The organism is Streptomyces sp. MBT53, from assembly GCF_016654115.1.
In the GTDB taxonomy this organism is placed as follows: Bacteria; Actinomycetota; Actinomycetes; order Streptomycetales; family Streptomycetaceae; genus Streptomyces.
Map to the genome: position 1 here is coordinate 1 of NZ_JAEQAZ010000150.1, position 21,608 is coordinate 21,608.

Sequence of the window (21,608 nt, forward strand, 5' to 3'; positions counted from 1 at the left end):
GTCCGGGCCCGCGGCCCGCGCGTCGGCGATCGCGTCGAGGACCAGGCGGGTCAGGTCGACGGGACGGCGTTCCAGGGGGCGGCCCGCGTCGAGGCGGGCGAGGAGGAGCATCTCGTCGACCATCACGCCCATGCGGGCGGACTCCGCCTCGATGCGTTCCAGTGCCCGCGTCACCTTGGGCGGGACGGGGTCCGGGTGGAGGAGGGCGAGTTCGGCGTGGCCCCGGATCGAGGCGACCGGCGTGCGCAGCTCGTGGCTGGCGTCGGCCGCGAAGCTGCGCAGGCGTTCCTCGCTGGCGTGCCGGTGGGTGAGCGCGTCCTCGACATGGCCGAGCATGCGGTTGAAGGCGCCGGCGACCTGGCCCACCTCGCTGCGCGGGTCGGACTCGGGTGCCCGGGGCGGCAACGCCACCTCGCCACTGGCCAGCGGGAGTTCACTGACCCGGGTGGCGGTGGCGGCGACGCGGCTGAGCGGCCGTAGCGACCAGCGCACCCAGAGCGCGCCCGCGAAACCGGTGATCAGGAGGGCGGCGCCGAAGACGATCGCGGCGACCGTCTCCAGCCGGTGGACGGTGGCGTCAACGGACTCCAGCGGGAGCCCGGTGATCATCACGTCGCCGTCCCGGCCCTTGGCGGCGAGGACGCGGTACTTGCCGAGGGACGAGAGGTAGATCGTGCGGGCCGTGCCGTCCACCGGCACCGCGGCGAGTTCCCTGCGGTCCCTCGCGGTCAGCGCCACCTTCAGGTCGGTCGTGGTGTCGGCCTTGTCCGCGGGCACGACCCCCGAGTTGGTGACGACGCCTTTGACCAGGCGGGCGCCGAAGGTGTGCGGTGCCTGGCGGCGGGTGTCGCCGCGTTCCCGGTCGTCGCTGTCGTGGTCGGTCGGTGTCTGGCCCTGGTGCTCCAGGCTGGCGGGGAACTGTGTCCCGACCTCGGTCAGTTGCTGGTCGAGGCGGCCGGTGAGGAAGCCGTCCAGCTCGATCACCGCGGCCACTCCGACGGCCGCGCAGCTCACCGCGAGCAGTACCACCAGGCCCGCCGTCAGGCGCGCCCGCAGGGTGTGCGGCCGGGGCAGTCGCCGTAGCCACCGCCCGACGGCCCGCAGTGCCCTGGCCATCAGAGGACCGGCTTGAGCACGTACCCGGCCCCGCGCACGGTGTGGATCATGGGCTGGCGGCCGGCGTCCACCTTCTTGCGCAGGTAGGAGATGTACAGCTCGACGACATGGGCCTGGCCGCCGAAGTCGTAGGACCAGACGCGGTCGAGGATCTGGGCCTTGCTGAGGACGCGGCGCGGGTTGCGCATGAGGAAGCGGAGGAGTTCGAACTCGGTCGGGGAGAGTTCCACGATGCGGCCGGCGCGGCTCACCTCGCGGGCCTCCTCGTCCATGACCAGGTCGCCGACGGTGATCCGGGGGCCCTCCTCCGCCTGGCGGGCCATGCCGGCGCGGCGCAGCAGTCCGCGCAGCCGGGCGACGACCTCCTCCAGGCTGAAGGGTTTCGTGACGTAGTCGTCGCCGCCCGCGGTGATGCCGGCGATGCGGTCCTCGACGGTGTCCCGGGCGGTGAGGAAGAGCACGCAGACGTCGGGCTTCACCTCGTGCAGGGAGCGCAGCACGGCGAAGCCGTCGGTGTCCGGGAGCATCACGTCGAGGACGACGGCGTCCGGCCGCAGTTCGCGCGCGCCGGTGAGCGCGGCGGCTCCGTCGCCGGCCGTGCGGACCTCCCAGCCCTCGTAGCGCAGGGCGCCGGAGAGCACCTCGGCCAGGTCGGGGTCGTCGTCGACGACGAGGACGCGGACGGGGGTGCCGTCGGGGCGGGTGAGGGCCGGTCGGCCGGAGCGGGTCGTGTTCATGGCACTTACCAGCATCACCCCTGACGGCGTCCCCGGCCGCCGCGAGGGCCTCTGAGTTTCCTCTGAGAAGTCTGAGAACTGCGTCCGCTCAGAGTTCCCTCAGAGGTTGGGCCCGCACAGTTGTGTGCAGGACAGGTGAAAGGACGCACACATGACCACCGTGTACGAGCAGCGGAAGGCGCCGCCCGTGCCGCGGGTTCCCCGGCGCTCGCCGGCGGGCCCGGTGCTGGCGCTGCTGTGGGCCGGTGCGGCGGCCGTCGTCGCGCTGTGGTGGGCGGACACCGGGTCGGTGGTCGGGGCCGCGGGCTGGCTGACGGGGGCCGGGCGGATCGCCGGGCTGCTGTGCGGGTACTCCTGTGCCGTGCTGGTGGGTCTGATGGCGCGGGTGCCGCTGCTGGAGCGGCGGATCGGCTCGGACCGGGTGGCGCGCTGGCACGCGATGGCCGGCCGGTACACGGTCTGTCTGCTGGTCGTGCACGTCGTGCTGATCCTGCTCGGGTACGCCGCCCAGGACCGCGCCTCGATCGTGCACGAGACGGTCACGGTCGTCTTCGACTACCCGGACATGCTGAAGGCGACCTTCGGCGGGATCGTCCTGTTCGCGGTCGGCATCACCTCGGCGCGGGCCGCGCGACGCCGGGTGAGTTACGAGTTCTGGTACTACGTCCATCTCCTCACGTACGCGGCCGTGTTCCTCGCGTTCTTCCACCAACTGTCCCTGGGCGAGCAGTTCAACGGGCGGGTCGCGGCCACGGACGCCTGGTACGCGCTGTATCTCGGCGTCGCGGCACTGGTGTTGTGGTACCGGGTGCTCGCGCCGGTGCGGCTGAATCTGCGGCACCGGCTGCGCGTGGAGTCGGTGCACCGGGAGGCGCCGGGGGTGTACTCCGTCGTCGTACGGGGGCGACACGTCGACCAACTCGGCGCGGAGGCGGGGCAGTTCTTCCGCTGGCGGTTCTTCGGCGAGGGCATGGGCTGGACCTCGACGCCGTACTCGCTGTCGGCGCCGCCGCGCGGGGATCTGCTGCGGATCACGGTGAAGGCGCTCGGCGACCACAGCGCGGCCGTACCGCTGCTGCGGCCGGGCGCGCGGGTGTGGGCGGAGGGGCCGTACGGCTCGATGACCGCCGAACGGCGCACCGGGCAGCGGTCGTTGCTGATCGCGGCCGGGGTCGGGATCACCCCGCTGCGAGCGCTCTTCGAGACGCTGCCTGGTGAGGTGACGCTGCTGTACCGGGCTCGCTCGGCTCAAGACCTGGCGCTGGGCGGGGAGTTGGAGGCGATCGCGCGCTGGCGCGGGGCGAAGGTGCTGTACGCGCTCAACGGGCCGCAGGGGCAACGGCCTTCGCTCTCCCCGGCGTATCTGCGTGAGGCCGTGCCCGATCTCGCCGGGCACGACGTGTACATCTGCGGTCCGCACGCCTTCGCCCAGGAGCTGTACGGGGCGCTGTCCGCCGCCGGTGTGCCGGACCGCCGTATCCACCACGAGTCGTTCGAGCTGTGAGGTCGTCGTGCATCCGTTGAAGCAGAACCGGCCGCTGCGGCGGATCGTGCTGGCGAGCGCCGTGACCGCGTCAGGCCTGGTCATGCTGCTCGCGCTGAAGCCGCACACGGCGCCCGAGGTGGCCTCGGCGCCCCAGGTCGTCTCGTCGCCCGCTCCGTCCGGGAGCGCGGGCGGCAAGGCCGTCGCCGGGACGAAGACGGTCACCGGCGAGACGGCGCAGACCCGTTGGGGTCCCGTCCAGGTGAAGATCACCGTGACGAGCGGCAAGATCACCGATGTCACCGCGGTCCAGTCGCCTTCGGACAATCCGCGCGACCAGGAGATCAACTCCTATGCCCTGCCCCAGTTGAAGAGCGAGGCACTCGCCGCGCAGAGCGCGAAGATCGACACGGTGTCGGGAGCCACGTACACAAGTGACGGTTACCGCCAGTCACTCCAGTCCGCACTGGACTCAGCGGGACTCTGAACGCACAGCCTCCACGGCACGTACTTCAGGGCCAAGGGGCCACGCCACCCCCCTTGTGCCCCGTCCACGGAGGAACCGTGACCACCACGCTCGCAGGCGGACGTGCCGCCCGACGACAGACGATGCGCCGCATCCGCCCGCGCCGCTCCCCAGCGACCCTGCTGCTGCTCGCCGTCTGGGCGGGAGCGGTCGGGGTGCTGTGGCTGTGGTGGCACAACACGCCGTCCATCGCCGACCAGAACGGCAAGATCCTCAACGCGGGCCGTATCACTGGTCTGTTGGCCGGATATCTGATGGCACTCGTCGTGCTCCAGATGGCCCGCGTGCCCGCCCTGGAGCGCCGGGTCGGCTCCGACCGGGTCGCCCGCTGGCACGCGATGAGCGGCCGGTACACGCTCTGTCTGGTCTTCGCGCACGTCTTCCTCATCATGTGGGGCTACGCCCTCCAGGCGGGTAAGACGCTGAGCGACATCGTCCAGCAGACCATCGACTCGGTGAACCAGCTGCCCGACATGGGCAAGGCCGCCATCGGCACGGGCCTGTTCCTGCTCATCGGCCTGTCCTCGATCGGCGCCGTCCGCCGCAGGATCCCGTACGACACCTGGTACCACGTCCACCTGCTGACGTACGGCGCGGTGTTCCTGACCTTCTGGCACCAGATCACCACGGGCAACGACTTCGCGCTGACGCCGATCGCCAAGACCGTCTGGTACGGGCTCTACGGCACGGTGACCGCGCTGGTGGTCTGGTACCGGATCCTCACCCCGATCCGGCTCAACCTGCGCCACCGGATGTACGTCGAGGCGGTCATCGAGGAGACGCCCGGCATCGTGTCCGTGCTGATCGGCGGGCGGAAGCTGCACCGGATGGGCGCGGAGGCCGGGCAGTTCTTCCGGTGGCGGTTCCTCGCGCCGGGGATGCGGTTCAGCTCGCACCCGTACTCGCTGTCGGCGGCCCCTCGCCCGAACATGCTGCGGATCACGGTCAAGGCGATCGGCGACCACAGCGCCCGGCTGCGCGAACTGCGCCCCGGCATGAAGGTGTGGGCCGAGGGCCCGTACGGCGCGATGACCTCGCAGCGGCGCACCCGCGGCAAGGTGCTGCTGGTCGCGGGCGGCGTCGGCATCACCCCGATGCGGGCGCTGTTCGAGACACTGCCCGGCGCGGCCGGTGACATCACGCTGCTCTACCGGGCGAACACCACTCAGGACCTGGCGCTGTGGGACGAGTTGGCGAAGATCGCCGACGAGCGCGGCGCCCGTCTGATGTACGCGGTCAACAGCCCCGACGGCGAGCGCCCCGACATCTCGGCGGACTCGCTGCGCCGGAAGCTGCCCGACATCGACAACCACGACGTCTTCATGTGCGGGCCTCCCGGCTTCGCGCAGTCGGTCTACGAAGCACTGCGCGGCGCGGGGGTCCCCGCCCGCCGTATCCATCACGAGTCGTTCGAGATGTGAGCGACGGGAGTCAGGAGCAATGAAGAAGAGCCACCCCATCCGGCGTGTTCTGCTCGCGAGCGCCGCCACCGTGTCCGGGATCGTTCTGCTGCTCTCCCTGAAGCCGGCGACCGACTCCTCCTCGGCGTCCGCGCAGGGTGCGGCCCAGGGAGCCGCCGCCGCGCAGGAGTCGCCCCAGGGCGGTACCTCGGCGGCCGGGGCCTCGACCATCACCGGCACCGCCACCCAGACCGAGTACGGGGTCGTCCAGGTGCGCCTGACGGTCGCCAACGGGAAGATCACCAAGGCCGAGGCGATCCAGGCGCCCAAGGGCGGCACCAGCGACCAGAAGACCGCGCTGTCCGTGCCCAAGCTGAACCAGGAGGTGGTCGCCACACAGAGCGCGGACATCACCTCCGTGACCGGGGCGACGTACACCAGCGGCGGCTACATCAAGTCCCTCCAGTCGGCCATCGACAAGCTGAAGACCGCCAACGCGGCGGCCCCGTCGCAGAGTTCGGCCGCCGCGGCACCCGCCGCGCAGGCCAAGACCGTCACCGGCGACGTCGCGACGACCATGTACGGACCGGTCCAGGTCCGGATCACCGTCGCGAACGGCAAGATCACCAAGGCCGAGGCGGTACAGGCCCCGAGCGGCGGCACCAGCGACCAGAAGACCGCGCTCGCGATCCCCAAGCTCAACCAGGAGGCCGTGGCGGCCGGGAACGCGAACATCGACTCCGTGTCGACCGCCACGTACACCAGCGGCGGCTACAAGAAGTCCCTGCAGTCGGCGCTGGACAAGGCCGGTGGCTGACACGGTGACCGATCCCGCGGAGGCTCCCGCCGCGCTGCGGCACGCCGAGGAGGTCATGGGGACGGTGTTCTCCTTCGACATCCGCGGCGGGGAGCCCGAGGCCGTCCAGGCGGTACTGGAGCAGGCGGTCGCCCAACTGCACCGGGTCAACGAGGTGTTCAGCACCTACCGGGACGACAGCCAGGTCTCCCGGCTGGCCCGCGGTGAGCTGACCGTGGCCGAGTGCGACCCCGAGGTCGCCGAGGTGCTGGAGCTGGGCGCCGAGGCGGAGCGGGTCAGTTCCGGCTGGTTCAGCACGAACTACGAGGGGCGTCTCGACCCGACGGGCATCGTGAAGGGCTGGGCTGCCGAGCGGGCGGCCGAGCTGATCGCGACGGCGGCCGGGGTGAGCGGGGTCAGCGTGAACGGCGGCGGCGACGTCCAGATGTTCGGCGCCCCGGGACCGCACCGGCCCTGGCGGGTCGGTGTCTCCGACCCGCTGCGCCCGGGTGGTCTCGCGGCGGTGATCTCCGCGGCGGGCGCCGACGAACTGGCGGTCGCGACCTCGGGTACGGCGGAGCGCGGGGCGCACATCGTGGACCCGTCCACCGGCAAGTCCGCGGTGACCGACCTGGTCGCCGTCACCGTGGTGGCACCCCGCCTCACCTGGGCCGACTGCTGGGCCACGGCCGCGTTCGCGATGGGCTCACGGGAGGGCCTGGCCTGGCTGGAATCACTCCCGGACGTGGAGGCCCTGCTCATCACGGCGGGCGACGAAGTGCGCTGTACGGGCGGGCTGGCGGGCCGCCTCGGGTAGGGATCCCCCATGCGAGTCGGGGGCGCACCGGACAACTCCGGTGCGCCCCCGACTCGTTGGCCGTCGGTCCTACGGGTATGTCAGTGGTCGTTCTGCGCCAGCCGCAGCAGATGGTCCGCGAGGGCCTGTCCGCCGAGCGGGTCCCGGCTGATCAGCAGGAGCGTGTCGTCGCCGGCGATGGTGCCGAGGATGTCCTGGAGTTCCGCCTGGTCGATCGCCGAGGCGAGGAACTGGGCGGCGCCCGGCGGGGTGCGCAGGACCACGAGGTTGGCGGAGGCCTCCGCGGAGATCAGCAGCTCGGCGGAGAGCCGCCGCATCCGCTCCTCCTTCGCCGACTCCCCCAGCGGCACGCGCGGGGTGCGGAAACCGCCCTCGCTCGGTACCGCGTAGATGAGGTCGCCGTCGTTGTTGCGGATCTTGACCGCGTTCAGCTCGTCCAGGTCCCGGGAGAGTGTCGCCTGGGTGACGCTCAGCCCGTCGTCGGACAGCAGCTTCGCCAACTGGCTCTGGGAGCGCACCGGTTGCCGGTTGAGGATGTCCACGATCCGGCGGTGGCGGGCGGTGCGGGTCTGCGGCACGGCCGGCCCCGTCGACTGTTCGTGCTCCTGCGCCTGACTCATCGTCGACTCATTCTCCGGATCATCCGTCCCCCTTGGCCACGTCCAGGACACCGGGCAGCGCCCGGAGGAACGCGTCCGTCTCGTCGTCGCCGAGGTTCAGCGGCGGCATCAGCCGTACGACATCGGGTGCGGGCGCGTTGACCAGGAAACCGGCGTCCTGAGCCGCCTGTTGCACCTGGGGCGCGAGCGGCTCGGTGAGCACGATACCGAGGAGGAGGCCCGCACCCCGGACATAATCGATCAACGGGTGACGAGAACTGCCGTCGGCGCCCTCGATCCCGTCCCGCAGCTTCTCGCTCTGCCGCTTCACGTTGTCGAGCAGGCCCTCGGCCTCGATCGTGTCGAGTACGGCGAGTCCGGCGGCGCAGGCGACCGGGTTGCCGCCGAACGTCGTCCCGTGATGGCCCGGCCGGAACAGTTCGGCCGCGCGCCCGAAGGCGACGGTGGCACCGAGCGGCAGTCCGCCGCCGAGCCCCTTCGCGAGGGTCACGACATCGGGGAGCACGCCTTCGTGGGCCTGGTACTCGAACCAGTGCCCGGTACGGCCGATGCCGGTCTGCACCTCGTCGAGGACGAGCAGCGCGCCGTGCGCGGCGGTGATCGCGCGGGCCGCCTTCAGGTATCCGGCGGGCGGTACGACGACGCCGTTCTCGCCCTGGATGGGCTCGATGATGACGAGCGCGGTCTCGTCGGTGACGGCGGCGGCGAGCGCCTGCGCGTCGCCGTACGGGACGTGCGTGACATCGCCGGGCAGCGGCAGGAAGGGCTCCTGCTTGCCGGGCTGGCCGGTGAGGGCGAGGGAGCCCATCGTCCGGCCGTGGAAGGCGCCTTGAGTGGCGACCATGTGCTGACGGCCCGTCAACCGGCCGATCTTGAAGGCGCCTTCGTTGGCCTCGGCGCCCGAGTTGCAGAAGAAGACCTTGCCATCCCGGCCGAAGCGCTCAAGGAGCCGTTCGGCGAGGGCGACGGGCGGTTCGGCGATGAACAGGTTGGAGACATGGCCGAGTTCGGCGATCTGCTTGCTGACGGCCTCGACGATCGCCGGGTGGGCGTGGCCGAGCGCGTTGACCGCGATACCGCCGACGAAGTCGGTGTACTCGTTGCCCTCGGCGTCCCAGAGCTTGGCGCCGGCGCCGCGGACGAGGGGGAGCTTCGGGGTGCCGTAGTTGTTCATCAGCGCGCCCTGCCAACGGGCGGTCAGTTCCTGGTTGTTCACGACTCCCCCTTGTCGCCGTCGGGCACGACCATCGTGCCGATGCCCTCGTCGGTGAAGATCTCCAGCAGGATCGAGTGCTGGACCCGGCCGTCGATGACCCGGGCGGTGGTCACGCCGTTGCGGACGGCGTGCAGACAGCCCTCCATCTTCGGCACCATCCCGGAGCTCAACTCCGGGAGCAGCTTCTCCAGTTGGGAAGCCGTGAGGCGGCTGATCACCTCGTCGCTGTTGGGCCAGTCCTCGTAGAGACCCTCGACGTCCGTGAGGACCATGAGGGTCTCGGCCCCAAGAGCAGCAGCGAGTGCCGCAGCCGCCGTATCAGCATTGACGTTGTAGACATGTCCGTCGTCCTCGCTCCTCGCGATCGACGAGACGACCGGGATACGGCCGTCGGCGAGCAGTGCCTCGATCGCGCCGGTGTCGATGGCGGTGATCTCGCCCACCCGCCCGATGTCGACCAACTCCCCGTCGATCTCGGGCAGATGCTTGGTGGCGGTGATGGTGTGCGCGTCCTCGCCGGTCAACCCGACGGCGAGCGGCCCGTGTTGGTTGAGCAGCCCGACCAGCTCGCGCTGGACCTGTCCGGCGAGCACCATCCGTACGACGTCCATGGCGTCCTCGGTGGTGACGCGCAGGCCGGCCTTGAACTCGCTGACGATGCCGTGCCGGTCGAGGGCGGCGCTGATCTGCGGGCCGCCGCCGTGCACGACGACGGGCTTGAGGCCCGCGTGGTGCAGGAACACGACGTCCTGCGCGAACGCGGCCTTCAGGTCCTCGTCGATCATGGCGTTGCCGCCGAACTTGATGACGACGGTCTTGCCGTTGTGCCGGGTCAGCCAGGGCAGCGCCTCGATGAGGATCTGCGCCTTGGGCAGCGCGGTGTGCTTGCGGGTAGTGCTCATGACGAGTACGCGCTGTTCTCGTGGACGTAGTCGGCGGTGAGGTCGTTGGTCCAGATGGTGGCCGTCTCACTGCCCGCGGCGAGGTCGGCGACGATGTGCACCTCGCGGTAGCGCATGTCGACCTTGTCGCGGTCCTCGCCGACTCCGCCGTTCTTGCACACCCAGACGCCGTTGATGGCGACGTTGAGCTGGTCCGGCTCGAAGGCGGCCTTGGTCGTACCGATCGCGGACAACACCCGTCCCCAGTTGGGGTCTTCGCCGTGGATCGCGCACTTGAGGAGGTTGTTGCGGGCGATGGAACGCCCCACCTCCACGGCCTCGTCCTCGCTCGCGGCGTTGATCACCTCGACCTTGATGTCCTTGCTGGCGCCCTCGGCGTCCCGGATGAGCTGCTGCCCGAGGTCGTCGCAGACGGCACGCACGGCCTCGGCGAACTCGGCCTGGTCCGGGATGACTTGGGAGGCACCGGAGGCGAGCAGCAGCACGGTGTCGTTGGTGGACATGCAGCCGTCGGAGTCGACCCGGTCGAAGGTGGTGCGGGTGGCGGCCCGAAGTGCCGTGTCCAGTACGTCACTTGAGACGTCGGCGTCGGTGGTGAGGACGACGAGCATGGTGGCGAGGCCGGGGGCGAGCATGCCTGCGCCCTTGGCCATACCGCCGACGGTCCAGCCGTCCTTGGTGGTCACGACGGCGGTCTTGTGCACGGAGTCCGTGGTCTTGATGGCGATGGCGGCCTTCTCGCCACCGTGCGGGGAGAGTTGACCGGCGGCGGTCTCGACTCCCGGGAGCAGCTTGTCCATCGGGAGCAGGAGACCGATGAGTCCGGTGGAGGCGACGGCGACCTCGGCGGCGTTCAGACCGAGGGTGTCGGCGACCTTCTCGGCGGTGGCGTGCGTGTCCTGGAAGCCCTTCGGGCCCGTACAGGCGTTGGCGCCACCGGAGTTGAGGATCACGGCGGAGACCTGGCCGCCCTTCAGCACCTGCTCGGACCACAGCACCGGAGCGGCTTTGACGCGGTTGGAGGTGAAGACGCCCGCGGCGGCGAGGCGGGGCCCGTTGTTGACCACGAGGGCCAGGTCCGGGTTGCCGTTCTCCTTGATCCCGGCGGCGATGCCCGCGGCCGTGAATCCCTGTGCTGCCGTCACACTCACGGCGCGACTCCGATCGTAGAGAGCCCGGTGGTCTCGTCGAGCCCGAGGGCGAGGTTCATGCTCTGGACGGCACCGCCCGCGGTGCCCTTGGTCAGGTTGTCGATGGCGCTGATCGCGATGATGCGGCCCGCGGCCTCGTCGTACGCGACCTGCACCTGAACGGCGTTGGAACCGTAGACGGACGCCGTCGCGGGCCACTGCCCCTCGGGGAGGAGGAACACGAAGGGCTCGTCGGCGAAGGCCTTCTCGTAGGCGGCGCGCACGGACTCGGCGGTCACCCCCGGCTTGGCCTTGGCGCTGCACGTGGCGAGGATGCCGCGCGGCATGGGCGCGAGGGTGGGCGTGAAGGAGACGGTGACGGTCTCACCTGCCGCCTCGCCCAGGTTCTGGATGATCTCGGGGGTGTGCCGGTGGCCGCCGCCGACGCCGTACGGCGACATGGAGCCCATGACCTCGGAGCCGAGGAGATGAGCCTTGGGGGCCTTGCCGGCACCCGAGGTGCCGGAGGCGGCGACGATCACGGCCTCGTTCTCGGCGAGTCCGGCGCCGTACGCCGGGAAGAGCGCGAGGGAGGCGGCCGTCGGGTAGCAACCGGGCACCGCGATGCGCTTGGACCCCTCCAACGCGGCGCGGGCGCCCGGCAGTTCGGGAAGGCCGTAGGGCCAGGTGCCGGCGTGCGCGGAGCCGTAGAAGCGCTCCCAGTCGGCCGCGTTCTTCAGCCGGAAGTCGGCGCCCATGTCGACGACGAGGACGTCCGGGCCGAGCTGCTCGGCGACGGCGGCGGACTGGCCGTGCGGCAGCGCGAGAAAAACGACGTCGTGTCCGGCGAGGACTTCCGGGGTAGTTTCCTGGAGGACTCGACCGGCCAGCGGCAGCAGATGCGGTTGGAGCGCGCCGAGTTTCTGTCCGGCGTTGGAGTTGCCGGTCAGCGCGCCGATCTCGACCTCGGGGTGGGCCAGGAGCAGACGCAGGAGTTCGCCACCCGCGTATCCACTCGCTCCGGCCACTGCCGCACGTACCGCCATGGAACCCTCCTCATCGATGGCATGACTATACGTACTGCTGCACGTTTATGCAATCTGAGAGGGTGGGTATGCACCCGGGTCGGTGTGACCGGGATTCTGGGGACGACCGGGGACGTCGGTGGAGCTCGACATGGTTGGGCAGGGAGCCATCCGCACTCGGGGGCCAGGTCGGCCCGCCGGTCGGTCTTGACGTGCCGGCGGAAGCGCTCGCACGCGTGCCGGAGCCCGGACGTGACGGACCCGGCGAAGGTGAAGCCTCCAGTGGTGCCCGGGGTCCGCAGGCGGCGTGGCCTCCCCCGTCGGGAAGGCCACGCCGCCTGTCCGGGGACCTCTCGGCGAAGAGAGACGTCCGGCAGAAGTCGTAGAAGGTCCCGCCGACCTCCATCCGCCCGGCGCGGGTGACCGACCGGACCCTGGCTCCGCCGGACCGGCCCGGGAGCCGTCAGCTCGGGTCGGAACTCGTCCGTCCTCTCTGCCCTCTCGACGAACGCGCATTGACCGCCCGGGTCACCGCGGAGGTGAGCAGCTCTCCATCGAAGTAGCCGCCGATGGAGAGCTGGGCGGCGTTGGCGCGTGCGCTCAGCATGCGCTTGGTTATTCGGATGGCCGCGGGGTCACGGCGTGCCATCGTCTTGGCCAGCCGGCTGACCGCTGCGTCCAGGCCGTCACGTGGAACGACGTTGTGGAGGACGGAGAGTTCCCGGGCCCTGTCGGCACCGAACGGCTCCGAGGTCAGCAGCAGGTAGCGGACCCAGGACTGACCCACCTCCGTGGGGAGACGGTCCAGGACTCCTCCCCAAGCAGGCGGCAGCCCGAGCCCGAGCTCGGGCATCCGGAAGCGGCAGTCGTCGGCACCGACGCGCAGATCGCAGTAGACGGCGAGTCCCAAGCCGGCCCCGATGACGTCTCCTTGAAGCCGGGCGATGGTGACCACCTCCAGTGTGGAGAGTGCCGCGCACACCCGCTCGGCCTTGGCAGCGAGCGCGCGAAGCGAGCCACCGGAGGGGTCTTCGGCCAGCAGGGCGGGAAATTCGCTGCGGTCGCCTCCCTGGCAGAAATCATCTCCTGCTCCGGAAAGCACCATGACGCGAATCGTGGTGTCCTCCTGAAGCCTGTTCAGCACCTCCAGGAGGTCGGTGAGCACCTCTCCGGACAGGGCGTTTCCGGCCTCGGGCCGGTTGAGCTGCACCTGGAGGACGGGGCCCTCCTCGACCACGCGCAGGCTCTTGAAGTCGGTCGGCATGGCAGCTCCCTTGGAGTGGGTGAAGGTCATTCGAGGACGAGTTCCAGCGAAGTCGTGCGCCGGAAGGCGATCCGCGATGCCCACTGGACAGGCGCGCTGATGCGAAGGTGTCCGGGGCGCTTGAGCAGGGATCTGAGGAGGACCGTCGCTTCCAGGCGTGCGAGCTGGCTGCCGAGACAGTAGTGGATTCCCGCGCCGAAGCTCAGGTGCGGAGGCCCGGCCGTCTTCGTCTGACGACGACGGACATCGAAGCGGTGGGCATCCGTCCACTGGGTCGGGTCGTGATGCGCCGCACCCACCATGAGCTGGACCATCCCGCCTGCGGGCACGCGGATTCCGCCAAGATCGGTGGCGGTGCCGGCGACGCGGCTCATCATGTGAATCGGTGGGTCGTAGCGCAGGGCCTCTTCGACCGCGTCCGGTATGAGATGAGGGAGCCGGCGCAGCGCGTCCTCCTGCGCGCGGTGGTCGAGCACGAGGCGAAGCACCGCGGACAGCACGTGGCTCGTCGTCTCCAAGGCCGCGAGAATCATGAACATGGCCATGGCATGGACGGCCTCGTCGACGGTGGCCCGGTCGCGCTCTCGTTCATCCCAGATCCTGAGCCAGTTCGAGATGGGATCGGTGCCAGGATTCTCCCGGCGGTCATTGATCAGTGCGGAGAAGTAGGACCGGAGTCCAGCGGTCGCGGCATCCGAGAGCGACAGCTCGGTCGCGGACGGAAACAGCTCCTGGGTGAAGACCTGGTCGTGGGTCAGGGTTCGCAGGAGACCGTAGTCGGAGGAGGGCAGGCCCAACCACTCACCGATCGCGATGACGGGAAGTTCCTCACCGACGCTCTTCACGAAATCCGCCGGCCCTTGACGCAGCTCCTCGAAGAATTGGTCGAGGAGACGGTCGACCGTCTTTTGTACCGAAGAACTCAACTGCGGGATCAAGCCCTTGTGGAACACGCTTCCAAGGATTTCCCGCGTCTGCGTGTGGAGCGGAGGATTCAGCATCGGCAGGGTGGAAGCCATCTGGAACGATGCGGCTGAATTCCATCGACTCGAGCCCGTCTGGCTGGCGCGCCATTGGCGATCGGGAACTCTCCACGACTTGTCCCGCAGAATGCTGCGGCACAGCCGATAGGAGGTTACCAAATGCCCTCCCCACGGCGCCGGTATCACTTCGCCAAGCGACCTGAGCTGATCGTAGATTGGGAGCGGATTGGCCTGTCCCTCACTCCTGCGAAGACGAGCGAAAAGCGAAACAAGTGCGCGTCGGTCGACGTTGCTAGAAGCAACTATGGATTCCACGGCAACTCTTCCTTTGGCAGCCAGGACGTAACCGCAAGCCTGCATACCCCTGTGATTGAACGTTCATGCGCGATAGGTGCTGTTGTGGGGATCACGTTTGACCGATTCAGGGTTTCATATCATCGAATCTGACCCGTCAAGAACGCGGTGACGTGCGAGGACGCGGACGTGCGCCACAGGCAAAGCCGCACTGGAATTTCACAGGAAGTCGCGGGAATTCAGCCCACGCTAAAGCGCCCGGCCGCAGGTGAATACACAGCAGACGGGGCGCAGCCGGCCCACATCGCCCTGCGGACAGTCAGCCTCATTGCTGCGCTTTTCGAGCAAAGCCGGACCGGACCACGTTCCAGAGAAGAATGCTTTACGGCAGTTCAATACGAGAGACCTTCAATGTCACCCATTCTAGATTGTTGCCGCACTTCTTTGGGCAGGCACGGGATTCCTTGAGTTCGCTCAATGTCCGCATGGAAAATTCCAGCGAATCGCAATCGGCTGGACAGACCTCGTACCCACTGATCAACTCTTCGGTACTGCCCGGCATTTCCCTGGGGTGCGCGGCACCGAATCCGTTCTCATGCGCGTGCAGCATTCCACCGCGTCGGTGCGGGGACAATCCGGCACTGGCGGTCGGAGCGTTGCCTCGGCGTCGGCTCTGTCGCCCGGATCCGAGGCCCACAGCCCTGTGGAACACGCCCGCGGCCAGCGCATGGAGTGGCCGCCCGAGGCGCATGCCGCCGGGTGCCGACGCAACGCCTTCGCGCGGCACCGGCCGACCGGCCCGCAACACTCCTCGACGGATGAGCAGCACCCTGAGCCGCCCCGTGAGCGCTCGCCCTCTGCCTCCACCCATGCCCCCAAGGTGGCATGCCGCGAGCTGCCAGAAAAGACCACCTCGTCCACAACAGGCAAGGCGGCCTGCGGACATTGAGGACTTTAAGGGGCTGCCCGGCCCAAAAGAGCCCGACCGGTACGGCAGACGGGCCGGGCCTCGAAACACGAGGGAACGGGCTACGTGTCCGGGCGGCGGGCTCACCGCGGGCGTCGAGATTCTCTTGCTCGCGGTGACGGCCTGCCAGGGCGCCGCAGTCGGCGGCTCCCGATCCGTGCCGGGTCAGGCACCGGTCGTACGGGCCGAGCGGGGCTGAGCACGCAGGGCGGGCAGCCGGGCGCAGTCGTCAGCGCTCGCCAAGCCCTCGCCCAGGGCCAGCAGCGAGAGGAGCCGCACCGGGCGGCCGGCGGTGGCCACGGCCTCCAGTTTGTGGTGGCCGTCGAGGAGGAAGTGCGTCAGACCCCAGTGCTTGGACTGGTCGTCCCCGAAGGCGTTGGCGGGCTCGCACACGTCCAGCGTCGAGACCGCCACGGCCGTCGGGACCGCACCCCGGCCCATGAGCTCGACGTACTCCTCGACGCGCTCCCGGTCGTTCCACGTCGGCGGAACCATCGGCACGACGAACTCGTACAGGTGGGCGGACGCGTCGACCGCGGTCTCGAAGGTCCGGTAGTACGGCGTGTGCGGGTACTCCGGGAGGCCCCAGAACTGGTCGATCCCCCAGGAGTCCACCTGCTCGCCGCTGAAGTAGTCGCCCTCGCGGCCCGGGATCACCAGCCGGGGCTCCACACGCAGCAGCACCGGAAGGTACTCGCCCTCCGGCAGCAACGCGCCGAACGCGTCGATCACCCCGCCGTCACCGGGCTCGGCCGGCGTCCCGGCGAGCTGCTCCCGTACGTCCTCCAACGACAGCTTCTGCCGCGCGGTCACCAACCGGCGGAACAGCAACGGGCATGTCCCACACCAGTAGCTGAGCTCGAACGCGGGCTCCCCGTCGACCACGAGCAGTCTCCGCCCGGTCCGGCCCCCGCTCCGCTGCGGCTCCGTCTCGAAGCGCAGCCGCGCCTCGGCGTCCGGGACACCGAGTACGCGCGGCTCGTCGCATCTGATCATCACGGACCGACCGTAAGCGGACCCGGCGGATCGACACCACCGCTCAAGGGCGCGACGCCCTACTGTCATCGGCATGACGGAGCCCGTCGCAGCGATGCGGACACCCGAACACTCCCCCGGCACGGCACGCCTGATCGCGCTGTCCGACGGGATATACGCCATCGCGATGACGCTGCTCGTCATCAACGTCGCGGTCCCCGCCGACCTGGGCGACACCGCCTTCCACAAGGCCCTGAGCGACGCCCTGCCCAGCCTCGGCGCCTTCGCGCTCAGCTTCACGCTCATCTCCGGCTTCTGGCGTGACCACCGCCGCATCCTCACGGCACTGCCCGTCGAGACGACCGTGGTGACCCGCCTCACCCTCCTCGGCCTCGGCCTGGTCGCCCTGCTGCCCTTCCCCACCGGGCTCCTGGCCGAGTACGCCTCACAGCCCGACGCCGTGGCCCTCTACGCGAGCGCCATGGCCGCGATCCACGCGGTGCACGTGGCGCTCCTGCTGCTCACGCAGCGCCAGGTGCACCCCTCACCCGAGTCCCCCGCCGCCCTGGCCCGCCGCCGCTTCACCGCCCAACTCGGCTCCAGCGTCCTGGTGTTCGGCCTGTCCATCCCCCTGGCCTTCCTCAACACGAAGGCCGCCATGTGGTTCTGGATCGCACTCGTCCCCGCGCACTACGCCCTCGGCCACTACCAGCGCCGGCCGGCGCGGGACTGACACCTCCCGCTCGGTCAGGACCGCTCGGCGAGTACGGCTTCGAGGTGGGCGACGTGGCGGGCCTCGGCCTCTTTGCGGACGGCGGCGAAACGGCGGTCGACGATCAGCACGGGGACCAGCCAGAGGTAGCCCCACACGCTGAAGTGGTCCACGACTCCCGTCCGCCGCAACGTCGTGTTGGTGGCGAAGCACAGGATGAGGCTGACCGCCCACGCGGCCGTCCGGTAACGGCCGAGGAGGCGTACCGGCGCGTTCCACGGGCCGGACAGCGCCTCCAGGGTCGCGGCGCGCACGATGGTGGCCCGGTCGACGCTCCCGGCGCCCCGCGTGATCGCACCGTCGCCGCCGTCGCCGTCCCGCTGCCGGAGGTCCTCGGCCAGAGCTCGGGCCTGGGCCTCGGTGTCACGGCCCTGGAGCGCACCGACCACCGCCCTCATCCTGATGTCGTCCCAGTAACCGCGCCGGGCCCAGCGCTCGGCGGCGGCGAGCCGCTGGGCCTCGGCGGACTCCGGTGCCAGTTCCTTCAGGCGCCTGGAGAGAACGGAGGCACGCGCGGCACGGCCGGGGTACTCGAACGCATCGGCGCGCAGGCACAGTTCGGCATAACCGGCGAGGAGCCCGAGATGGCCGGCGTCGAGCGCGAGCCCCGCCCGGAACGCCTCCTCCGCACGGTCGTCGTGGTCGTCGTCGTCCTCGACGGCATGTCCGAGGGCCAGCCAGCAGTAGAGATCGGGCTGCGGCCCCAGCTCGTCCAGCCCCTCCTGCGCGGCACGCCGGACGGCCGCGTTTCCCCCGGCCAGGAACAGCTGCTCGCAGCGGTCCTGGTACACGTCGATCGCGGTCGTCCCGCTCATGTGGAATCCCCCTCGCCGGCTCCCGCCCCGGGAGCCGGACAAGTGTGCGGGGCGGGTAATCCCCAGGTCAAGCGCCATCCAACGGTTCGGGGAAGGGTCCCGCGCCTGCGGTGGTCCCCGGCCCGCTTGACCTGGAGCGCGCTCCAGGTTCTACGGTTGTGTTCATGAGCAGCGGACAGCCCCTGAACCCCCTCCCCGGGGACCGGGAACCCACCCTGACCATCGCCCAGGTCGCCGAGCGCACCGGACTCTCGCACGACACGTTGCGCTACTACGAGAAGGCCGACCTGATCGAACGGGTCGGCCGGAGCACCGGCAACCAACGGCGTTACCAGGCAGCAGACTTGGCCTGGCTGGAGTTTCTGCTGCGGCTGCGCGAGACGGGCATGTCGATCGCCGACATGCAGCGGTTCGCCGCGCTGCGGGCGGCGGGCAACGTCACGGTCGCCGACCGGCTGGCGATGCTCCGCGAGCACCGCGCCGAACTCGCCGACCGCATACGGGCGTTGCGCCGCAACGCGACCGTGCTGGACCACAAGATCGACCACTACGAACAGCTGCTCCTCGAAGAACTCGAAGAATCCGAGCACGAGCGGCAGGGAACGGACGGAACGACATGAGCGCGAGCACCACCCGTGAAGAGCGGTTCAGCCACGGCCTGGAGGTCCTGAAGCGGGTCGACGGCGAGGCCGGGCAGCGGGTCGTCGACTCGCTCGCCGACATCAGCCCCGAACTGGGCCACCAGGTCGTCGCCTGGGCCTTCGGCGAGATCTACGACCGTCCCGGACTCGCCCCGCGCGACCGCCAGTTGGTGACGCTGGGCATGCTGACCGCGCTCGGCGGCTGCGAGGCCCAGCTCGACGTCCATGTGAACGCGGCGCTGAACGTGGGCCTGACGCCGGAGGAGATCGTCGAGGCCCTGACGCACTCCGCCGTGTACTGCGGGATGCCCAAGGCGCTCAACGCCACCTTCGCCGCGAAGAAGGTCTTCGCCGAGCGCGGGCTGCTGCCGCTGGGACAGCAGCCCACGCCGGAGGCAGCGGCTACTTCTGCTTGATCCTCAGGAAGGTGATCGAGTTCGCCGGGAAGGTGTAACTGAACTTGCCGGCAACGCCGTTGAAGGTGGACAGGACCGGTGCGACCGCCGTGGCCGACTCGCTGTTCACCGCGTCGGGCGCGGCGGCGAGCGTGGTCACCTTCGCCTTCGACGCGACCTTGACGCCGCCCAGGTCGATCGCCGTACGGGCCGCCGAGGACTGGGCGTTGACGACCTTGACGATCAGGTCACCGCTCTTCGCGTCCTTGGTCACCACCTGGCGGAACGGCTCGGCCGGCTTGTCGTCGGTGAAGCTCCCCCACTCCTGTCCGTCGAGGTACAGGCTGACCTGACGGCCCCTCACCTTGATGTCGACGTCGTAGGCGCGGCCCGTCTCGATGGTCCCCGGCTTGGCGATCAGCGTCGACTTGCCGCCGTCCACGGCCTGTTCGACGGCGGTCTGGGTGTTGTTCCAGCCGCCCAGGTTCCACCAGTAGTAGTTGCCGGTGTCCTTGACGCCGAACGCGACCAGGAAGCCCTCCTTCCCCGCCTTCTTGGTGGCCTTCACGTGCAGGTCGTAGTCGTGCCAGGCCGGGTCGCCCGCCGACACCATGGTGTTCTCGGCGGCGGTGTCGGTCTGGACGTACTGCCCGTCCTGGACGCTCCAACTCCCGCCTCCCGTATGGGTCCACTGGGTCGCGTCACCGGAGAAGTCGTCGGAGAGCAGCGCCGAGCCGTCCGCCGCCGTCACCTTCACGTCGTCGTAGGCCGCGCTCGTCGCCCAGGTCGACAGACCGACCGCGCCGGAGATCGGGGCGACAAGTGACGGTGTACCGGTGGCAGTCGACGGCACGACCCGGGTGCCGACGTTGTTCATGAACAGCTTCTGGACCTCGTAGTTGGCGGAGCCCCAGGAGGCGTGGTTGTTGAACCACACCAGGTCCGGGCGCCACTGGACGTAGTCCTCGTTGGCGAACAGCGGTGCGTAGGAGGCGAGTTTGACGACGTCCGCGTTGCGTTCCAGGCCGGTCATGTAGGCCGCTTCGGCGAGGCCGTTCTTGAACGCGTTGCCGCCGGAGGCGTACTCGCCGAGGAAGACCTTCGGGCCGGTGCGGTCGTAGGAGTCGTACCGGTTGTTGTTCTGCAGGAACCACTGCGGGCTGTTGTAGTAGTGCTCGTCGACCATGTCGACCTCGGCGTCCTTGTTGAGCTGCCAGGCCGTGTCGAAGGTCGAACCGCTGTCGTCCGGGCCCGCGTTGGAGATCACCGTCATGTACGGGTACGCGGACTGGATCGCGGCGCGGAACTGGGTGAAGCGGGCGAAGAACTCGGTGGGGAGGTTCTCCTCGTTGCCGACCTCGATGTGGGTGAGGTGGAAGGGCTTGGGGTGGCCCATCTTGGCCCGCAGTCCGCCCCACTTCGAGGTGACCGGGCCGTTGGCGAACTCGATGAGATCCAGGGTGTCCTGGATGTGCCGCTTGAGCAGCGCGGGGTCGTCCACGGCCTTGTTCTGGCCGCAACCGGTCACCAGGGCCGGTACGACGGGCAGTGGCATCGCGCCGATGTCCTCGGCGAGACGGAAGTACTCGTAGTAGCCGAGGCCGTAACTCTGGTTGTAGCCCCAGAAGTTGGAGTTGGTGGCGCGGGTCTCGACCGGGCCGACGGTGTCCTTCCACTGGTACGAGCGCTTGCGCTGGTAGCCGGAGGCCGCGCTGTAGTCGTCCATGGAACCGGTGTTGACCAGGCAGCCGCCCGGGAAGCGCACGAAGCCCGGGTGCAGGGCGGCGATCTTCTCGGCGAGATCCTTGCGCAGGCCGTTGGGCTCGTGCTTGTAGGTGTCGCGGGGGAAGAGGGAGACCATGTCGAGGGCGGTCGCGTCCGTGGAGGCGACGGTGAGGCGGCCCGTGGTGCTGGTGCGGGTCGCGGTGAACGTGGCCCTGTACTTGGCCCAGCCGTTCTTCCGCACGGCGACCTGGTGGGCGGTCGCCAGGGTGCCGCCGGTGTCCTGGAGGCTCACGGTGAGCGTGGTGCCGCTGTCGGCGCGGGCCCACACCGAGAAGTCGTACTTCGCGCCGTCCGTCACGGCGATGCCGGTGTTGTAGCCGGCGTCGGTGACGGCCGAACCGGCCGCCAGGGAAAGGTAGTTGCGGTTGGTCTCGTTGAGGCGGCCGGCGTCGTTCACCACCTGGGCCGTACCGGCGACCGTCCAACCGGTCAGCGGGGTGTACGACTTGTTGTCGTCGGTGGAGTACTCGAAGGACCGGTTCTGGACGAGTTCGGCGTACAGGCCGCCGTCGGCCGCGCGGTTGATGTCCTCGAAGAAGACGCCGTACATCGTCCTGTCGATCGCGGCGCCCCGCGTCCCGGGGTCGACGGTGATCGCGTAGTCGGTGACGTCGGCGGCGTGGGCGGGGACGGGGACGACGGCCGTCGCCAGCAGGAAAGCGCTTGCCCCCAAGGCAAGTCTCAGGCGGGTGCGGCTGGTGCGTGACATGGATACTCCGCGGCTCGTATCGGATCGTGCGCGATGCTCGAATGTCCAGTTCGAGATATCGGACGTCGGTCAGCACTTCGAACGGCAAGATAGGCAAGGGTCGTGAGCACGTCAATGGGGCGGGTGCGGAGCGGGACGTAGGGTCGAGGGCATGTCCGCGTTGTTGCCGTACCTCGTCCTGCTCGGCTTTCTCGCCGTCACGCTGGGGTTCTTCACCTTGCTCGCCCGGCGGATCCGCCG

The 21,608-nt window shown here is 69.6% G+C and carries 20 protein-coding genes; 8 read left to right on the forward strand and 12 right to left on the reverse strand.

The genetic code is table 11. The features are described from left to right. A partial coding sequence (locus JHN45_RS37790; RefSeq protein WP_201054126.1) for a cell wall metabolism sensor histidine kinase WalK occupies positions 1-1,116 on the reverse strand: 1,116 nt, incomplete at its 3' end. Further along, positions 1,116-1,853 (reverse strand): response regulator transcription factor, encoded by a 738-nt coding sequence (locus JHN45_RS37795; RefSeq protein WP_019066300.1) that lies wholly within the window; start codon positions 1,851-1,853, stop codon positions 1,116-1,118. The genes JHN45_RS37795 and JHN45_RS37790, both read right to left, overlap by 1 nt. 151 nt (positions 1,854-2,004) lie before the next feature. Here JHN45_RS37795 and JHN45_RS37800 point away from each other — a divergent pair, with 151 nt between their 5' ends. The 5 genes from JHN45_RS37800 to JHN45_RS37820 all read left to right on the forward strand — a co-directional run bounded on the left by JHN45_RS37800 (position 2,005) and on the right by JHN45_RS37820 (position 6,875). Continuing rightward, positions 2,005-3,357: a ferric reductase-like transmembrane domain-containing protein gene (locus tag JHN45_RS37800; RefSeq protein WP_201054127.1), complete on the forward strand. Its 1,353-nt coding sequence runs from the start codon at positions 2,005-2,007 to the stop codon at positions 3,355-3,357. 7 nt (positions 3,358-3,364) lie between these two features. Beyond that, positions 3,365-3,823, forward strand: coding sequence for an FMN-binding protein (locus JHN45_RS37805; protein ID WP_200713754.1), 459 nt, complete (start codon positions 3,365-3,367; stop codon positions 3,821-3,823). A gap of 77 nt (positions 3,824-3,900) precedes the next feature. Then, positions 3,901-5,283 (forward strand): ferric reductase-like transmembrane domain-containing protein, encoded by a 1,383-nt coding sequence (locus JHN45_RS37810; RefSeq protein ID WP_200713755.1) that lies wholly within the window; start codon positions 3,901-3,903, stop codon positions 5,281-5,283. A 19-nt stretch (positions 5,284-5,302) separates the two neighbouring features. Further along, complete coding sequence (locus JHN45_RS37815; protein ID WP_200713756.1) at positions 5,303-6,079, forward strand: FMN-binding protein; 777 nt, start codon at positions 5,303-5,305, stop codon at positions 6,077-6,079. Positions 6,080-6,134: 55 nt separating this feature from the next. Beyond that, a complete protein-coding gene (locus JHN45_RS37820) occupies positions 6,135-6,875 on the forward strand; it encodes an FAD:protein FMN transferase (RefSeq protein ID WP_234468826.1) in 741 nt (246 codons plus the stop codon). A gap of 80 nt (positions 6,876-6,955) precedes the next feature. Here JHN45_RS37820 and JHN45_RS37825 read toward each other — a convergent pair whose 3' ends face one another. The 8 genes from JHN45_RS37825 to JHN45_RS37860 form a co-directional block, all read right to left on the reverse strand. Further along, positions 6,956-7,495, reverse strand: a complete 540-nt coding sequence (locus JHN45_RS37825) for an arginine repressor (protein WP_200713757.1) — start codon at positions 7,493-7,495, stop codon at positions 6,956-6,958. 19 nt (positions 7,496-7,514) lie between these two features. After that, entirely contained in the window at positions 7,515-8,711 is a 1,197-nt protein-coding gene (locus tag JHN45_RS37830) for an acetylornithine transaminase (RefSeq protein WP_201054128.1), read from the reverse strand. Further along, positions 8,708-9,613: an acetylglutamate kinase gene (gene argB, locus JHN45_RS37835; RefSeq protein ID WP_201054129.1), complete on the reverse strand. Its 906-nt coding sequence runs from the start codon at positions 9,611-9,613 to the stop codon at positions 8,708-8,710. The genes JHN45_RS37830 and argB overlap by 4 nt, the downstream gene beginning before the upstream one ends. Further along, positions 9,610-10,764, reverse strand: a complete 1,155-nt coding sequence (argJ, locus tag JHN45_RS37840) for a bifunctional glutamate N-acetyltransferase/amino-acid acetyltransferase ArgJ (RefSeq protein ID WP_201054130.1) — start codon at positions 10,762-10,764, stop codon at positions 9,610-9,612. The genes argB and argJ overlap by 4 nt, the downstream gene beginning before the upstream one ends. Then, on the reverse strand, positions 10,761-11,789 hold the full coding sequence (gene argC, locus JHN45_RS37845) for an N-acetyl-gamma-glutamyl-phosphate reductase (RefSeq protein ID WP_201054131.1): 1,029 nt from the start codon (positions 11,787-11,789) through the stop codon (positions 10,761-10,763). The genes argJ and argC overlap by 4 nt, the downstream gene beginning before the upstream one ends. A gap of 442 nt (positions 11,790-12,231) precedes the next feature. After that, positions 12,232-13,032: an enoyl-CoA hydratase/isomerase family protein gene (locus tag JHN45_RS37850; protein WP_200713762.1), complete on the reverse strand. Its 801-nt coding sequence runs from the start codon at positions 13,030-13,032 to the stop codon at positions 12,232-12,234. Positions 13,033-13,058: 26 nt separating this feature from the next. Then, positions 13,059-14,051 (reverse strand): cytochrome P450, encoded by a 993-nt coding sequence (locus JHN45_RS37855; protein ID WP_307783308.1) that lies wholly within the window; start codon positions 14,049-14,051, stop codon positions 13,059-13,061. A 1,390-nt stretch (positions 14,052-15,441) separates the two neighbouring features. Beyond that, positions 15,442-16,272, reverse strand: coding sequence for a hypothetical protein (locus JHN45_RS37860; protein ID WP_201054136.1), 831 nt, complete (start codon positions 16,270-16,272; stop codon positions 15,442-15,444). A gap of 73 nt (positions 16,273-16,345) precedes the next feature. Here JHN45_RS37860 and JHN45_RS37865 point away from each other — a divergent pair, with 73 nt between their 5' ends. Next, positions 16,346-16,984: a TMEM175 family protein gene (locus tag JHN45_RS37865; RefSeq protein ID WP_201054133.1), complete on the forward strand. Its 639-nt coding sequence runs from the start codon at positions 16,346-16,348 to the stop codon at positions 16,982-16,984. Between the two features lie 14 nt (positions 16,985-16,998). Here the strand turns inward: JHN45_RS37865 and JHN45_RS37870 are convergent, their stop codons facing one another. After that, positions 16,999-17,838 carry a hypothetical protein gene (locus JHN45_RS37870; RefSeq protein ID WP_200713765.1) on the reverse strand — a complete coding sequence of 280 codons (840 nt, stop codon included), beginning with the start codon at positions 17,836-17,838 and terminating at the stop codon, positions 16,999-17,001. Positions 17,839-18,002: 164 nt separating this feature from the next. Between JHN45_RS37870 and JHN45_RS37875 the strand changes: the two genes are divergently transcribed. Together JHN45_RS37875 and JHN45_RS37880 are read left to right on the forward strand one after the other, a co-directional pair. After that, complete coding sequence (locus JHN45_RS37875; protein WP_201054134.1) at positions 18,003-18,458, forward strand: MerR family transcriptional regulator; 456 nt, start codon at positions 18,003-18,005, stop codon at positions 18,456-18,458. Next, complete coding sequence (locus tag JHN45_RS37880) at positions 18,455-18,895, forward strand: carboxymuconolactone decarboxylase family protein (RefSeq protein ID WP_200713767.1); 441 nt, start codon at positions 18,455-18,457, stop codon at positions 18,893-18,895. The genes JHN45_RS37875 and JHN45_RS37880 overlap by 4 nt, the downstream gene beginning before the upstream one ends. Here the strand turns inward: JHN45_RS37880 and JHN45_RS37885 are convergent. Further along, positions 18,882-21,368: an alpha-L-arabinofuranosidase C-terminal domain-containing protein gene (locus JHN45_RS37885; RefSeq protein WP_201054135.1), complete on the reverse strand. Its 2,487-nt coding sequence runs from the start codon at positions 21,366-21,368 to the stop codon at positions 18,882-18,884. The genes JHN45_RS37880 and JHN45_RS37885 overlap by 14 nt on opposite strands. Between the last annotated feature and the right edge of the window lie 240 nt (positions 21,369-21,608).